Raw genomic sequence first — 16652 nt, forward strand, 5'->3', positions numbered from 1 at the left:
ATAGCTCCTTTAAGTAATGGATTATTATTGGTTTAAATAGTTTTGTTTGAGCCAGCTATAGCTGTTCGATATACTTTCAAGCGGCGGGTTCTGACAGACATCCTGCTCCACGATCAGCCATTGCACCCCCGCTTTCGCTGAGGCGTCAATAACCGCAGGCAGATTAACGGAACCTTGTCCCAATTCAAGCGTTATCATCTGACCCTGCTCGTCTGTACTGAAATCCTTCAGATGGAGAAGCGGCAGACGTCCGGCATATTTGTGGATATACTCGATCGGATGCTGTCCAGCGAATTGAACCCAGCACACATCCATTTCCACTTGAACCGCAGCCGGTGTGGTTTGCATAAACATGCCATCAAATGCGTTATGTTCTCCGGCCTGTCCTATAAATTCAAAATCATGGTTGTGATAACCAAAGATCAATCCCTGCTTACTGACTTCAGTTCCTATTTCCTGCAGCTCGGAGAACAATTTGCTCCACTCCTCACTGCTTTGAGGACGATCCTCGGGCATTAGAAAAGGACAGATCATATACGCTGCACCGATAGTTTTGAGATAATCAATCTCTTTTTGCAGATCCTTACGCATGGCTTCCAGCGAAACATGACTGCTGAATCCTTGGAGACCCAGCTCATCAAGCAGCAACTTCATTTGTTCAGCAGGAATATCTCCATACCCGGCAAATTCAACGCCTTGATAACCAAGCTCCGCCACCTTACGGAGTGTTCCTTCGAAATCCAAAGCGGTTAGATCACGGAGCGTGTACAGCTGCAACCCGATATTGATCTTGTTCATGATAACAAGCACCTCTGTCTACTTAAAATTTTATTGTTCTCTCTGGTATCATTCTAGTGGAATACAGACTAAAATGAACATATACAATATCGACAGAACATGAACTATTTGCTCTGAATTCGTTGGGAGGGTCATATTCGTGGATACGTCTCTGCTCATCTGCGATCACTCATATCACTATAAGTCGTTTAGCCACAATCTGAAGGGCGGATTACAGAATTACCTGTTCCGGCTGCAGACCGAAGGCTCCTGTGAAGTGACTTCACACGGCAAAGAGTACACCCTAAGTGGCGGTGATCTGCTGCTGCTCCGGCCAGGCGACGATTACCAGCTAACAGTGAAGGAACCGGATCATAAGGGACGCCTGTCCAGCGGAGACTATTATCTGTTCTGCGAAGGCCCCTGGATTGACGCCTGGTGGAAACGGAGGAACCGTCCGGTAGCTAACCGGATTGGCCTGGATGACAAGCTGATTGGCTTATGGCGCAACCTGCTGCTGGAGAAACGGCGCGGTTCGCTTGAAGAGGATGCAGAGCTGAAGGATGTGCTGCTGCGCAGCCTCTGCCTGTATATTGACAGAGCAATTACCGAAAATGTACAGGCGGACCGGAAGGGTACGGCAACCCTAAAGCTCAAGCGGTTCATTGAAGAGCATGCCACAGTCACTTTTAAGCTTGAGGAAGCTGCCAGCTATGCCGGTCTTAGCCTGTCGCGGGCAGTAAGGCTGTTCAAGGAGCATTATGGCAAAACCATGATTCAATATGCGATTGAGATCCGGCTCAAAGCTGCTGTAGAGCAGATCAAATACAGTGAATTGACACTGGAGCATATTGCCGAAACTTGCGGCTTCGCCAGCTACTCTTATTTTCACCGCGTGTTCCGGGCTCACTTCGGCGTCTCTCCGTTAGAATACCGCTTGAAATGAGATAGAGCCGCCGGTGGGCATCACGGGCAAGGACACTCTGCTGTTCTGCACGTCGCCCGCCAGCCCCCCCTCATTTTTTTGAGCAGGATCAACGAGAGCACTTGGGTGGACGCTCCGCGAACGGACCGTTGTTCCAATCGCTGTTGTCCCCAGATTTTTTTAATTCTCCTTAGCGGTGAAAATCCGGGGACAAAGGCGACCGCTACCGCTTTTCCACAATCAGTCCGTCCTCTCCGCTGTTTAAGCAGAAAAAGTTTCTGCAATCTTTTAAAAACGCAAAAAAAGAAGCAATTTCTTTGTACATGCCTATCTGATCGAAAACGTCATTACCTTAGCCCAAGTTGAGACGGTTGCGCACTGAGGAACGTTGTACAAAAAGCATCAGGGAATCGGGAAGTGGTCGTCAGTTTGGAACGATTACGGTACCAGAAGCAGCACGAAAAATACTACAGAGTGAGGACGGTTCGCCTTGGCCGTGCGCCGGATGACGAAACCGGAGTGTGTGTTTGGACAACTGAAGAACAACCGGGGCTTCCGGGGATTTCTGCTTCGCGGCATAAAAAAGTGACGCTTGAGGCCATTTGACTTTCGCTTGCTCATAACTTGCTGAAGTAAGCGACAATAGAGCAAAAACTAAGAGCAGGATTTTCCAATAACGGGAGAATCGCTGCTCTGTTCACTTTTTGTGGATTTTTACAAAGAAGAAGGCTGGCCCTGGTCATAGAAAATCGAGTTTTGGGCCTTCTCTGCTAACGGCAGCAGGGTACTCCTGATGCGAAAGCTTTATTTCCCCATGTAAAAACGCCGGTATCTCATTACTCTTTTATACATGGATTTATCCTTAAGCTGATTAAAAATATAGGGATCGGGATTCATGTTCACTTCAATAATCCATGGCGTCAGCGACCGGTCCAAACCGACATCTACACCAATTTGCCGAATCCGGGGGTAGGTTTTCTGCATATGAGCCGCCATGCGGGCACCAAGTCTATTTAATTCCTCTGTCAGCTGCGCAAGCCTGCGCTCCGAAAGATGGGTCGAGAGCAATTTCTCAATCGCCATGGGTTTACCGCCACTGTGGTAATTCGTCACTATTTTGCCCGGATGCCCGAGCCGTCCGATAATCCCGGTAGCTTCCCATACGCCCTTGGGGCTTAACTGTACCATCACCCGGATATCAAAGCGCCGCCGGTTATGCTTCAGCAGGTGAATCCCTTTCTGAATTAAATAACTCCTGCCGCCAGTCTTCTTCGCCAGACTTTTGTGAAAGGCCTCAAAGCTGTCGAAATGACGGACGGTTTCTTCATACTGGTAAGTAAAGCCCTGCCGTTCCCCCCGCTCCGCGCGGATGACCCCGTTGCCATAGGTTCCCCGTTCCGGCTTGACATAGATCATTCCATAGCTGTGGATCATCTGCTCCAGATTACGTTTGCTGAACTTCCGGGTGTCCGGAATAAAGGGCCTGATCGAAGCGTTGCGCAGCAGCAATTTGGTCTTCAGCCATTTGCTCTGCGGTAAGTTAGCGCGTTTTGCCTTCACTCATGCACTCTCCTGTCTGAGAAGGGATGAATCCCCTCCCTGATTTACATAGTCACTGCATCCTATGCAGAAGAGGCCCCGGCTGAATTAAGCATCTATCCCGTACGGGTTAGATTATCTTTACGGTGATCTATGCCCGGTCATGAAGTGAATTCGCGGCATACATTAGTGCAGACGCTCATGTCAATTTGTGCACGGAGATGAACCTATGTCAGCAACCTCATCAGGCTTAAGTGTTAGCGGTCCCGCGATAGATGTCCTTATTCCGGCGATTGAAAAGGACCTGGCGACCCTCCCTCATGTGATCGACAGTCTTCGCCGCTATGTCCGCCATCCCATCAGCAATATCTATATTGTCTCACCGAACAGCAGCAAGATCAGAAATCTGTGCTCACGCAAAAACTGTATCTTTGTCAATGAGACCACCGTTCTGCCGTTTACTAAAAAGGACATCCATTATTCCTCCTCCCGCTGGAACCGTTCCGGCTGGCTGTATCAGCAACTGCTTAAAATGAACGGTGATCATATTTGCCGGGAGAGTCATTTTCTGGTCATTGATGCCGATACGGTGCTGATTCGTCCCCACCGGTTCCGTACCGGGGGAAAGAGTATCTTTTATTGCCGCAACTGGAGCCAGCCGGAATATTTCCGCACCTACCGGAAGCTGCTGGGTACTGCCGCCCCTTCACCCAAATCCTTTGTCACCCATTACATGCTGTTTGAGAAAGCAAAACTGGCCGGACTTAAAAGAAAAATCGAAGCCCGGCACGGGATGTCATGGCATGCCGCCATTATCCGCAGTATCGACAAGACGAAACAGTTCGGCTTTTCCGAATTTGAAACCTATGCCAATTATGTCTACAGCGGAAACAGCGCATCTGTGATATTGAAAAATGCCAACAATAAGTCTCTGAAAACCTCAGCCGCTTCTCTGGGAAAAGCGCAGATTCGGAAGTATGCCCGTACCTACCGTTCGCTTTCCTTCCATCAGCGTAAAGGATATTCCACTCCACCCAAGCATTAAGGAGGCAGACAGCCGTGCATACCATTCTTTTATGCGGCGGTTCCGGACAGCGGCTGTGGCCGCTGTCCGGACGGATCCGTTCCAAAATGTTTCTAGAGCTGCTTCCTGCACCGGGCGGAGGCACAGAGTCCATGCTTGGACGGGTATGCCGCCAGCTCAGTCACTGCGGACTGGGTGAATCGGCGTTGTTCGTGACGCATAAGGATCAAATGGCTCTGACCCGGCGGTATACCGGAAATGGATACCCGGTAATAGGGGAGCCTTATAAGCGCGGTACTTTCACCGCCGCCGCGCTTGGGGCGCTCTACTTGTACTCCACCGGAAAAGCTAAACCCGAAGATACCCTCTGCGTGGCTCCGGCGGATATGTTTGCGGATGATACGTTCTTCCGTTTATTTCATCAGTTCACGGATACATTGGCTGCCTCACAGGCAGACCTTGTTCTGCTTGGGACAAGGCCCACCGATCCCTCGGACCAGTACGGCTACATTGTCCCGGGAAAGGGAACGACTTCTGTCTATTCGCCCGTCATTTCTTTTGAAGAAAAGCCGGTCATCTCCAGAGCCAGGGAGCTGATACGGGAACATGCGTTATGGAACTGTGGAGTTTTTGCTTTTTCCCTGCGTTTTATGCTGTCGCATCTGGAACAAATGGGGCTGCCTATTGACCTCGCCGCATTTACAGACGCGTACCCCGGATTTCCGGTCCGCAGCTTTGACAAGGAAGTGGCTGAGCGCAGCAGCAAAGCCGTCGTGCTGCCGCATGAAGGCGAGTGGCGTGATCTGGGAAGCTGGGAAACACTGACTGCCCAGTTGAATCATCACGTAATTGGTGCAGGGGGCATTTGGGGAGAGTCGGGTCATACTCATATTGTCAATGAATTGAACATTCCGCTGCATGTGATCGGCGTACCCGGCATAGTTGCTGTAGGAAGTCCCGAGGGCATTCTGATTGCCGGCAAAGCAGAAGCAAATGCCATTAAAGAAATCCTCCAAGACGTTTCCGCTGCACCGAGGTATGGGGAAACTGAATGGGGGAGCTTTACCGTGCTGGACGAGGCAACCAGCGGTTCGGGGCTTGTGCTTACAATTAAATTGTCCCTGCTGCCGGATCATGCCCTGCCTGAAATGCCCTGTCTTCATTCCAGCAAAAGCTGGATGATAGTGTCCGGTCACGGAGAAGTCGTTCTGAACGGATCGGTTGCTGCGGCCCGCACAGGTGAGATATTTACAATGGTTCGGGGAGATCGGCATGAAATCAGGGCTTTCACCGCCATGAAACTGATTGAGATACGGACTCTCGAAGAACAGGATGAAGATCATGATAGGCTCTACGACTCGTGATCAGGGATGAAAGGGTTAGAAAACGCTAACGCATTTTGAGGAGATCATCCGTTTCGGTGAAATCATCCAATGAATTCTTTTCAAAGTATGCTATCGTTGCCTCGGGCAGTTTGATATAGCACATTGAAACTGCCCAGGCAACGGCCATTTTCACATAATATCCGTCATGCTTGTATAACCGGATTACATATCAACTTGACAGAGTCAAATAGTCATTATACAATATTCAACGTTGAGTAATGGAGGTGGGAAACGGTTGACACGATTACTTGTACTTGGCATGCTGAATGTTCAGCCTATGTCTGGTTATGATGTGCAGCAGGGGCTGCAGATGACAGATGCGGAACGCTGGGGTGGGGTGCTGATCGGTTCTATTTATCATGCACTGAAAAAAATGGAGCTGGAGGGTTATGTTGCGGTCACAAGCATTGAACAGACCGGGCATCGCCAAAAGGCGATTTACACCATTACTGAATCCGGAAAACAGTATCTGCAGGAGCTGATCAGTGAAGCGCTAAAAGCTTCTTCTGTGCTATACCCTTCGAAGATGTATTCCGGTTTATCCTTTTATGAAAAACTGTCGCCGGAGGAATGCCGAAGAGCATTAGAACAGCAGCGCAGCACTCTACAGGACGAATACGACGCTGTGAAGCAAGGTTTTGAAGCCAAAGATGCAGCCATGCAGCATAACATCCCTCCAATGGTCATGTTGATCATGGATAATATGTTCGCCATTATCCGGCAGCAGCAGGATTTTGTTGAAAAGGCGCTGGCGCTTTTGGATACGCAGGAATAAACATTCTCCCTCATAACTGAGGGAGAAAAAAATGCCCCTATACTCAACGATGAATAAACAATGTGAAGTAAAGGAGAGTGGAAAGGATGAACCTCATTGAAGCCAAAGGGATCCACAAGCAATTCCGTAACCGTGAGGTAGTAAAGGGAATTGACCTGGAAATCAGGCAAGGAGAAGTTCTTGCTCTGATTGGCACAAACGGAGCCGGAAAATCAACCACCTTGGCGATGCTGTTGGGGATTTTGCAGCCGGATTCCGGCGACATCACACGCTGGAGGGATGATTACCGTGCGCATATAGGTGTGCAGCTCCAATCGACTCCATTTTTTGAAGGATACACAGCTGAAGAGAATCTTGCACTTTTTGCGGCACTTTATCATGTGAAGCTAAGCAAGGCGCAAATACGAAACAAGCTGGAGGAATGCAACTTAGCAGATGCAGGAAAAACACCAGCCGCCCGTTTGTCCGGCGGACAGCAAAAGCGGCTTGCCATTGCAGTCACTGCGATACACAATCCCGATTTAATTGTTCTTGATGAACCAGCGGCTGGGCTTGACCCCCGGGCACGTCAAGAAATTAGAAGAATGATTGAGCGGCTTGCCGGGAACAAAGTGACTGTGCTGTTCTCCTCTCATGATATGGAGGAAGTATCCCGTATCGCTGATCGCTTGATTTTGATGGACAACGGACAAATCATTGCTGAGGGACAACCGGAAGACTTGTTGCAGCAATATCATGCTGAAAAACTGGAAGATCTATATCTTCAGTTGACCGATAATGCTTAGATTGGGAGGAAAATACAATGAAAACCATCTTCAAACTTACGCTTAAATCAGCAACCCGTGATCCATTTTTATTATTTTGGTCGATTGTGTTACCGATAGGCGGAACCATTGGCTTGGGAATGTTTATACAATCTCCGGATTACCCTGAGCGCATACTAACCGGCATGATGGCTGTCAGCATTTTGTTCTATTCGTTTATGACCACATCCTTCGCGGTCCTGACACAGCGCCGAAGAGGTGTATACAATCTGCTGCGCGTAACCCCTATGTCTCTCTGGAAATATATATGCAGTATTTCAGGGGCATGGACACTGACTTCTCTTGTGTGTGCAATCCTCGTATTGATATCAGGTATTTTTGTTTTTGAGCTGAATATTGCAGTACGTTCTATTGTTGCATTGATACCGGTGATAATTATCGCTACGATTGGCTATGTTTTCCTGAGCTTTTTTGCCGCCAGCCTGAGCCGGACGGAGAGCAATGTTAGTATCCTAACGAATATGATTACTATTCCGCTATTGCTTTGCAGCAGCGCATTTTACTCCTTGGATAGTGCCCCGGGCTGGGTGCAGACGCTCAACCGGATTAACCCTTTTCAATGGTTTATCAACGGATTACGCAATTCTCTGGCCTTGGAGTGGTCCGGCTACTTTATAAGTATGGGGCTATTGTCACTGGTGGGGATTGCCGCCTTTTTATTGGCATTAAGAACATTCAGATATGCTGATATATAAGTATCCCGCAGACCGAAACAGCGGCAGTCCAGACATGAAAAACACGCCCAAAATGCCGCTGTTTTATTGCTTTATCGTTCTCCGTCTGTTTCAAAAGTCTTTCTTTCCGCTTATTGCTTCTCGTTTGCGTCCTTTACCAAGAAACCCAGAAGTCCTTTGGCATAAGGTTCTGGTTGACCTAATACTTCTACCGGGGTACGGTCAATAACGGTTGTCATTTTAATAAATGACCCTATCTGCTCATCCATAAAATCAATGTCCAGCTTGTCTAAATATCCGTTGGGTCCTGTTGCACATAAATAGTCAGGCGCTGGAACAAGTGAGATATTCGGTATCCCGGCGTCAAATAACGGTTGCCCTTCGCCGAAATGTATATTGTTTACCGGTTTCAACGTTATACTTCTCACTTTCGTTCTTCCCTTAAGCGAATCCAAATAAATTGTATTCATCATCTCATTTGCTGTATACACAAGTTCAGTTTCAAGATTTCCGGTGTCGCTGTATTGGCTATTCTCCTGATTATCTTTCCACTCCCTGCATCCCAAGTGCTCCAGTGTAAGACCCGCCACCGCCTTCTGATGGCCTCCTACTCCGTCCCAAAGTTCAGGATGATCATGCAGCCAGCGTGTAGTGGCTTGACCCTGTATGCCGAATTGCGGAATTTGGAAGTGGCCTGTAACGAACACAAACACTAAGTCCCTTTGACGCTGTTCCAATGGAAGCTTTGAGAAATACTCTGCCATCGCCAGCAGGCCAACCCCTCCGTTTTCCTCACAGGCATTCGGTCCGTCTGTATGGGTATTGATCAGGATATTTTCGCTTCTATTCGTTCCCGGAAGAATGGCATAAAGCGTATCGCTATCTGCATTTTCCTCGATTTCAGCATGCAGCACTAAACGTGCTTTAGCATGCCTGAAGGCTAGCTGCTTCAATTGATCTCCTGTGTTCCCGTCTACCCATAGAGCCGGACAGTCTTTAAGTGCAGTTGTGAATGGAAGGTATTGCCCCCTAACGTTTTCTGCGGATATCTTTTTCCAGACACATATCACGCCTAACACTCCAGCTTGTTGTGCCTCTACTAAATCCGGACCTTTCATTAACGAACTAACAACAGAATTTCTTAGTCCGAAAGGAAGCTTTGCGCTTTTAGGAAACGAGGTTCTTTTTCTAAGTGCTACCGAAGAGGGAAGTTTAGAAACGGTTACTTCCACAATCGCGATTTTTCCAGCCGCCTGTTTGAAATTTCCGGGTCCTAAACCACAATAGATCAGTTCACCCACAACGCCATCCTCTGTGGTTGTTCCCGAATAGGGGTAGTAGGACGTAACGGGATATTCCTCTATGCCGCCATGTTCCGCCTGCACAGACAGACTCCATTGCTTCGCTTCCCATTTTGTGAATAAATGCTTGTCCCGGTTGACTTTCAGTCCCATGTCCGTTAATTCTTGTTCGAAGAAATCAATCAGCTTTCTATGTGCCTTATTTCCAGTAAATCGCGGGCCGACTCTATTCAGCTCTTCTTGCCAATACCATAGCTTTTCTTTGTCAGGAAGGTTGTTGCTATTCATAGTACATAGCTCCTTTTTTGCTGTAACTCAACTTAATACATTTCTTCATCACTGATTCCAGTATAAAGGTTGAAGTATACTGCAAGGTCAAGCTCCTCCTAAAATTAAAGACCCGCAGAGGGAGGGGGCATCCATCCCTTCTGCGGGTCTTGTTTGTATTTCAGCATCGCTTTTACATTAGAACAAATTTTGAAAAAGCAATCCCATCAGCACAGCAGATTCTTGATTTAACAGCATATCCTTTGGCCGATATTGTACTGTTCCATTAGTCGTTGCAACATCAGGACCATACAGATGAAGGCCCACTACGAATTGTACACCTTCAGATGCCCAAGGGCTGACATCCTCGCTTAGCTCAGCCTTTACAGGTTCAACCATTAAATTTTGCTTCACCAGCCTCCATATTATAGTTGCTGCCTGCTCCCGGGTCACAGGCTCATCCGGGCGGAAGCTTCCATCCGAAAATCCCGATACGACTCCGCTTTCAACTGCAGTCTGAATAACTGCCTCATACGGATGACCCTTAGTATCGCTAAACTGGCTAGGAGTTGAAGAAAGCGGGAAATCTGTAAACTTGAACAACTGGGCAATAAATTTGCCCCTTGCCAGGGGTTCTTCCGGCTTAAATGTATCCTGATCCTGCTGAATCACACCCAATTGAACGAGTTCATAAATGTATTTTGCATAAGGATGATCCTCTGGAACATCAGAATATTTCGCAGGCTCAGGAAGCTTCTCAGACCAACTCCCCTCCTTGTTGTAAGAGAAGTATTCCATGTTCCCGTCTTTATCCGCTTTGAAGCCGGCAGGCACTCCCTCCTCATCATAGAACAGCATATCCTTTGACTGGCGTAAGACATGCTCTCCCCGGGGATCAGACACCATCAGAGTTCCGTCACCGGCCTTAATATTGTAGGTCCAGCCAGGCATACGCAAATCCCGATATAACCCTTCGAATGGATGCAGTTGCTCTTGCGTAGGCTTCGGCGTTTTTATCACAGGACTTATCCCTTTGTCAGGGAAATAGCGGTTCATAAACTGCTCAAAGAATGGGGCCCGGAGGTTGCCTTTATCACTGTTAAACACAATGAATATTCCCGTTTTCTCTTCAGGCAGCAACCATAGATTGCTATGAAATCCCGGTAGATCGCCACCCTTCTCAACGACAGTGTATCCATTGTAAGACGACGGATAAATAGTCTCCAGACCATAACCGCTCCCCGGAATATCAGGATGAATAGTCACACTGTTCTTCTCCATCTCCAAGACTGAGTCTTTCGTTAAGATGCGTTTAGAACCCTGTTGTCCATAGTTAACCATCGCCTGAAGGAATTTCGCCATGTCACTACCTGTTGAGAACATGCCTCCTTCCGGACCGCTATCAGGGATATTGGGAATCTGTGCTGCAGGCTTCAGTGTTATATCATAAGGGGTAGCAATGGCCTTCTTCACCTCACTGTTGAACAGCACATTACTGTTATCCATACCTAAGGGTTCGAACAAGCCCTTTTTCATATATTCTTCAAAGGTTGAGCCACTCGTCTGTTCGATAATGTAGCCCAGCAGAGAAAATCCATAATTGTTATATCTGTAGGCTTCACCAGGTTTACGGGTAACAGTGGGTACTGTTACTTTTACATATTCCTCCAAGCTGTAGGCTTTAGCAGGATCAGCGGACCCGCCTAAATCAAAACCCGAAGTATTGGTCATCAAATGCTTAAGAGTAAGCGGGGACCCTGTTTTATTAGGAATTTGCAGATGAGGCAAATAGCCCTGTATATCCTTATTCAAATCAACCTTGCCTGCCTCAGCCAACTGCATGATACCTACAGAGGTAAGCAGCTTGGAGACGGAAGCCAGACGAAATACGGTCTTATCTGCATCGAAAGGTTTCTTGGCGGCAACATCAGCGTAACCGTAACCTTGATTAAGCAATATCTTGCCATCTTTAACCACAACAACTGCAGCTCCTACAAGCTGTTCTTGAATTTCTTTCTGTTTAAAAAACTGATTGGTAAATTCCTTTACATCTGCCTGTTCCAACTTTGCGTCTGAGCGCTGAACGGGTTCAGCTTTCGCCAGTGCTGTTGAAGGCAGTATAAGCAAGGTGGCAAGGGCCAGCCCGAGGATTTTTTTCATCATAAATCTCCTAATCATAGAATTGGTTAGCACTCCATAAGCAAAAGGGTCTAAATAGTTTGTCCATAGGTTTCAACTATGATGTCATCTGGTAACTCCCTCCTTTGTCTGCATCGGTATCCTATACCCTTTCTAGTTTACTCAATCAATTCTTAACAATCTTTATTTGATTCTTAACTGTTTCTTAAAAACTCAGCCCAAAGCATTTTGTGGTAGTATTTAGGATGTAGAAGGGGGTATGGATTATATTCTTTAAAAAATTCAGTTTCTGGTTGCCGCTGCTCTCTTTGATCTGTTGCTTCATTAATTTGTCTGGAAATGATGATAAAAACTTGCTGCTGGCTTTCACCAGTCCGTTACTTTTATGGTTTGAACCTCAGTTGACGGAGTTGCATCAATCTATGAAAAGCGAGCTCCTTTGGCAGTATGTTCTATATGGCATTCATTTTTTCTCATGGTTATTTATAGCGCTTATTATAGATTGGGGAATCTCACGTTACAGAGCGGCTAAAAATAACAATTAACCGAAGGTTTTTGGAGTTCGTGATACGACATTTGGAATGTAAAAAACCCGCCGGGCACTTTGTTAAGTACCTGGCGGGTTATGTTGTCTATTTCAGAGGGATCATGGATCGAGCCGAGGCTTCATACTCTTGGGGGATGAAGGGTTTGGCTGAAGAATAACTCAAGTAGGTATCCCCTATTTTAAAGTATAAAAAGGCCACGCTGCTTTCATTTTCCGGAATCCATTTACCGTTTACTTCATCGGTAAGCTGCACTTCTTTTTCATCGCCGCCCTCTACAGCAGGCCCAATCTCTTCTTCAGATTGAGCAATAGCCATACGCAGGAATTTAAGGATTAACGTATTCCCTTTCACCTCTATACCTTCAAAGGAATCGTCCGGCCCACCGCCAATTGTAGGGATATACACTGTTTTGACTCCAGCCTTTTGAGCCGCTGCGAGAATCTCCTTCTTCTGCTGATCGGTATATATCAAAGTATTGATTTCATTTTCTGCTGCAGAAGGAGAAACTGTATTATTCGGATGATTAGACACGTTGCTGCATCCTCCCAGCACCAGTACTGCTAAACAGCTCACCAGTAATTGTCTTATTTTATATTTCATGATTAGTCCTCCAGACTTGATCATTGTTTTCTATTTTAGAAGTATAGACTCCAGTCATAGTCGATAAGTTTCATAATGTTTTCAATTATAATAATTTTTTGTAAATTACTTTGCATAAAATTGTAGAAGCACCCTCAGTACGGTGAAATACCGGCTGAGGGTGCTTCTTTTAATAAGACATACTGCAGTTTACTTCAGGTAGGTACCCGTCACTCCAATTCCGCCGCTGCCGTTTAATACATACACTCTCGCATTTCCTTTACCGGAGCATGTCAGCGTGATTGTGCCGTTGGTAACGGTTTTGGAATCGCCGGTCACCGCATCCACGTAAGTTCCATTCGGAATTCCGGTAAAAGTGGCATTTCCCGAAATCGTAACCAATGCAAAGCTGTCAATGCCTTTGGTGTTGTCGGTATATCTTCTCTTAAACGCCAGGTTGCCCGTTACATTCTCTGTAGAATACTGACCTTTCTGTAAAGCAGGAACCGCTCTTCTGATTAAATTGAGCTGTCTGATATGTTTGGCCAGAGGATAGTTGAGCGAGTCCGCAAGTGTGCCGGTAGCATTGGTATATCTGCCGTAATCTTGTACTGTAACATTGCCTTCAATGTGGTCGCCGTAGTAAGCGCGGCCTGTTGTGCTGAGCGGTGCGTTTGGACCTACATCGATAACGGACCCCTTTTTGAATTCAATTTCAGAGCCATAGAAGATGGCGGGGATTCCCCGGAAAGTGAACATCAGAGCGAGATTCTCAGCCCAAGTGTCCTGTGTACCGGCAAAGCGCTGATTTTCAGGAGCCTGGTCGGGAGCATAGTCATGAGAGTCGATGTAGGTTACATTCCAGGTTGCATCGTTATAGAATTGGTCACCGCTTTTCATACTGAATGCTTCCTGTGCTGACTTGAAGGCCCAATGCATAGGGAAATCAATCACATCCATACCCGATTTCATTGAATAGTCAGGCGCATGATAGGTATTTCCGATCAGGAAAGCATTGTTTGAGGTAGGCTGTCCTGCTGTAGTCGAGTTATCTGCCCACTCCTGTTCAACCGACGCTTTATTGGAAGCGTAATCATTTGTGTTATCGCCCGGATACGATTTCGAAGATTTCCAGGTATAAAATGGTGTCGAAATTGCCGGAATCCCGCTATTCCATACATCTCTGTAGCGGGTGGCCACTTCACCAAAGATAAAGAAGTCCGAACCGCCTCTTGTCTTCCAGGCAGGAATAAAGTATTTATTAAAAATATACCGGCTCACGTGCTTCACTGTATCGAGACGGAAAGCATCCACACCCATATCAATATATTGGTTATAGGAGTCTATCAAATACTGGTCAACTACAGGATTTTCCGTGTTGAGGTCGACGCAGTCTCCGGCAATCTGTCCTGTCTGTACGGTATAAGATTCCCAGGAAAGACTTTTCTCCGTATGGTAAATGTTATTATTTGTTCCCTCTGTCTTCATTAAGGCAAGTCTTGCCTGATATTGCTGATCGGGTGTCATGGAATCATAGTTTGCCGGCAGCTTATCGGTTATTTTGAGCATGTTGTTAACGGTGTCCGGCTTGGTCTCATCTTTCTTGAACATGGGGAACAGATTCTCTTCACCGAAATTACCGGTATGATTAACGACGATATCCTGAATAACCTTCAACCCTTTGGCATGGGCTGCATGGATCAGCTCCTGATAGGAAGCGCCTGCCGATTCATACCTTGGGTCTACTTTGGCAAAATTGATCGGGTGATAACCATGATAATCATAACCGCTCGCATTCTCCACAACAGGTGTAATCCAGATGGCACTGAATCCGAGAGCTTTGATGTAATCGAGCTTTTGAATCAGCCCCTTGAAATCGCCTCTCCAGGCCGGGTCCGAATCCGGATTATTCGCCTTGGCATCATCCCATGCGTGCACGTTGTTGCTCGGATCGCCATCATAGAACCGCGAAGTGATCACGAAATAAATGCTGTCTTCCCGGAAATCTCCCGACTTTCCGATGTTGTAGACAAAGCTTTGTGTGGTTTGATTGCCGGCGCCGTCTATCACTAAGAACTTCAAAGTGGTGGTTTTGGAGATAAGTATGGAAGGTCCAGTCAAGCCGGTCAGTGCATTGCCTGAAATATAGGCTTTAGAACTTGCGGATGGTTCCGAACCATCGTCTGTGTAGTATGCCCTCGTCGTTGCTGCCTTGTTATCTTTTATCGTGAAGGATACAGTGACCTGGGAATCGGAATGCCCAACAGGCAAATTCGCTGTGATTGTCGGGGCTTGAAAATCGGCATTTAAGTCAATCACATAAGCGAAAGAGACTACATTTCCTGCTTGACCCAATGAGTTCACAGCAAAGGCCTTGATGGTCAAAGAGGAAGCCACCTGAATTGGAGAGGTATACAAGGCCGATGCTGTCGTAGGTGTTGAGCCGTCTGTTGTATAGTAAATTTTATCACCGCTATTGGTACTGGAAAGTTTCACTGTCTGGGCAGAATCGTATGTTTTCGGCGCAGGAGAGACTGAAACCACTGGAATTTTGGGGATTTCCGGGTTGGCTTCATACCACACGTTATCCGTATAATACCAGGACTCCTTCACACTGCGGGACAAATCGCCCGTCTGTTTACCGCTGCCGTCATTAAAAATAAGATTCGCGCCCGCGGCATCAGCAATGGTATAGCTGTACCAGTCGTTCCCATCCGACTTCATCAGAATTCCCGGCCATGCCCCGCTTGTTGGAACGGTTGCCGGACTCAGATTCCAATAATGGATTCGTATCGCTGAATTCCAGCTTGATGGTTTCTTAATATGAACCGTTACCCCGGCTGCGATAGCTGTGGGTGTCGGTGTTACGGTTGCCGTCGGTGTTGCAGTGGGTGTTGGTGTTGGTGTCGGTGTTGCAGTTGCTGTCGGTGTTGCTATTGCTGTCGGTGTCGCAGTTGCTGTTGGTGTCGGTGTCGGTGTTGCTGTTGGTGTCGGTGTTGCTGTTGCTGTCGGTGTTGCAGTGGATGTAGGTGTTACGGTAGGCGACGGAGTAGCTCCAGGCGAGATGGTCACATAGTCGATATTAATGTTGCCAGTGTCAGTGGAGTCGTATTTGTAAGCAATGGTATTATTTCCGGCCTGCAAGGAGAGCGTTTCTGTCTGGTCGCCCCATGTATCCCAATTGGCCAAGCTTGGCAAAGTTGTCTGTTTTACTTTTATTCCATTGACATAAATGGAGATGTTTTTGGCGCTGCCCGTTGCATTCGCATAGCGAAGAGTGGCATTATAGGCGGCCTGACTGGACGCCTGGACGCTGAAAGTTGCAGCTGCTCCGGAGGCGGTGTATCCATCCACAAACCCGGTCCCGGAATATCCGGTGTGGTTTGTATTTACTTTTGCACCTCCAGACAAGCCTGCGTTCTCGGCTTCGTATTTCCCGGTAACCGGAATTGTGACCGTCCAGTTTTTCCCGCCATTGCTATCCCAGTAATCTGTCGGGGCCGTAATATGATAACAATAAATTAGTGTGGCACCCTCCGGCACATTGATGTTCGCCGTAAATGTGGTCCCATTCCTGGCCATTGCCGTGTCCACAGTATTCGTCCAGTTATTAGTAGTCCAGTGCAATGTCACAGCTGTCGCTGTAGAACTTGTATAGGTGACCGTATAATCGGTATCGCTGGCCGAAGCCCCTCCTGATAAGCCGAATAAGCTGAAGCAAAGCGAAAAAATAACCAACCATGAAACTAATCTCCGAGCTGTTTTGCGTGCCAAATAAACAACCTCCTGATCTAAATTTAATGGAACAGCGTGCGCAAACGTTTGCATTAAAGAGAAAAAAAAGAAAATCTTCTAATTTAACAACATTGATCCATTGATCTCCTCCTCCGGTAGT

The 16652-nt window shown here is 47.1% G+C and carries 12 protein-coding genes and 1 pseudogene; 7 read left to right on the top strand and 6 right to left on the bottom strand.

Annotation, left to right across the window (positions count from 1 at the left end):
* Positions 1 to 24 precede the first annotated feature (24 nt).
* Complete coding sequence (locus MHI45_RS08615; RefSeq protein ID WP_340897149.1) at positions 25 to 798, bottom strand: sugar phosphate isomerase/epimerase family protein; 774 nt, start codon at positions 796 to 798, stop codon at positions 25 to 27.
* Between the two features lie 139 nt (positions 799 to 937).
* On the opposite strand from MHI45_RS08615, the gene MHI45_RS08620 reads away from it, so the two are divergent.
* On the top strand, positions 938 to 1723 hold the full coding sequence (locus tag MHI45_RS08620) for a helix-turn-helix transcriptional regulator (protein ID WP_341118969.1): 786 nt from the start codon (positions 938 to 940) through the stop codon (positions 1721 to 1723).
* 315 nt (positions 1724 to 2038) lie between these two features.
* Positions 2039 to 2308 (top strand): annotated as a pseudogene (locus MHI45_RS08625) (transposase); the annotation flags it as partial.
* 198 nt (positions 2309 to 2506) lie between these two features.
* Here the strand turns inward: MHI45_RS08625 and MHI45_RS08630 are convergent.
* Positions 2507 to 3262, bottom strand: coding sequence for a YheC/YheD family protein (locus MHI45_RS08630; protein ID WP_076113801.1), 756 nt, complete (start codon positions 3260 to 3262; stop codon positions 2507 to 2509).
* Between the two features lie 208 nt (positions 3263 to 3470).
* Between MHI45_RS08630 and MHI45_RS08635 the strand changes: the two genes are divergently transcribed.
* The 5 genes from MHI45_RS08635 to MHI45_RS08660 all read left to right on the top strand — a co-directional run bounded on the left by MHI45_RS08635 (position 3471) and on the right by MHI45_RS08660 (position 7944).
* On the top strand, positions 3471 to 4286 hold the full coding sequence (locus MHI45_RS08635; protein WP_076113802.1) for a DUF6492 family protein: 816 nt from the start codon (positions 3471 to 3473) through the stop codon (positions 4284 to 4286).
* 14 nt (positions 4287 to 4300) lie between these two features.
* The gene (locus tag MHI45_RS08640; RefSeq protein ID WP_076113803.1) at positions 4301 to 5629 is read left to right on the top strand and encodes a sugar phosphate nucleotidyltransferase; all 1329 of its coding nucleotides are present in this window, start codon (positions 4301 to 4303) and stop codon (positions 5627 to 5629) included.
* Positions 5630 to 5885: 256 nt separating this feature from the next.
* Positions 5886 to 6425, top strand: coding sequence for a PadR family transcriptional regulator (locus MHI45_RS08650; protein ID WP_076113804.1), 540 nt, complete (start codon positions 5886 to 5888; stop codon positions 6423 to 6425).
* An 86-nt stretch (positions 6426 to 6511) separates the two neighbouring features.
* On the top strand, positions 6512 to 7210 hold the full coding sequence (locus MHI45_RS08655) for an ABC transporter ATP-binding protein (RefSeq protein ID WP_076113805.1): 699 nt from the start codon (positions 6512 to 6514) through the stop codon (positions 7208 to 7210).
* Between the two features lie 17 nt (positions 7211 to 7227).
* Positions 7228 to 7944 (top strand): ABC transporter permease, encoded by a 717-nt coding sequence (locus MHI45_RS08660; protein WP_076113806.1) that lies wholly within the window; start codon positions 7228 to 7230, stop codon positions 7942 to 7944.
* A gap of 110 nt (positions 7945 to 8054) precedes the next feature.
* Here the strand turns inward: MHI45_RS08660 and MHI45_RS08665 are convergent, their stop codons facing one another.
* From MHI45_RS08665 to MHI45_RS08680, 4 genes are all read right to left on the bottom strand, one after another.
* Entirely contained in the window at positions 8055 to 9512 is a 1458-nt protein-coding gene (locus MHI45_RS08665; protein ID WP_076113807.1) for a hypothetical protein, read from the bottom strand.
* 177 nt (positions 9513 to 9689) lie between these two features.
* Complete coding sequence (locus tag MHI45_RS08670; RefSeq protein WP_341159858.1) at positions 9690 to 11651, bottom strand: serine hydrolase; 1962 nt, start codon at positions 11649 to 11651, stop codon at positions 9690 to 9692.
* Between the two features lie 611 nt (positions 11652 to 12262).
* A complete protein-coding gene (locus MHI45_RS08675) occupies positions 12263 to 12778 on the bottom strand; it encodes a hypothetical protein (RefSeq protein ID WP_076113809.1) in 516 nt (171 codons plus the stop codon).
* A gap of 189 nt (positions 12779 to 12967) precedes the next feature.
* Positions 12968 to 16531 carry an alpha-amylase family glycosyl hydrolase gene (locus tag MHI45_RS08680; RefSeq protein ID WP_341159859.1) on the bottom strand — a complete coding sequence of 1188 codons (3564 nt, stop codon included), beginning with the start codon at positions 16529 to 16531 and terminating at the stop codon, positions 12968 to 12970.
* Between the last annotated feature and the right edge of the window lie 121 nt (positions 16532 to 16652).

Source organism: Paenibacillus sp. FSL H3-0321, from assembly GCF_038002865.1.
In the GTDB taxonomy this organism is placed as follows: Bacteria; Bacillota; Bacilli; order Paenibacillales; family Paenibacillaceae; genus Paenibacillus_AQ.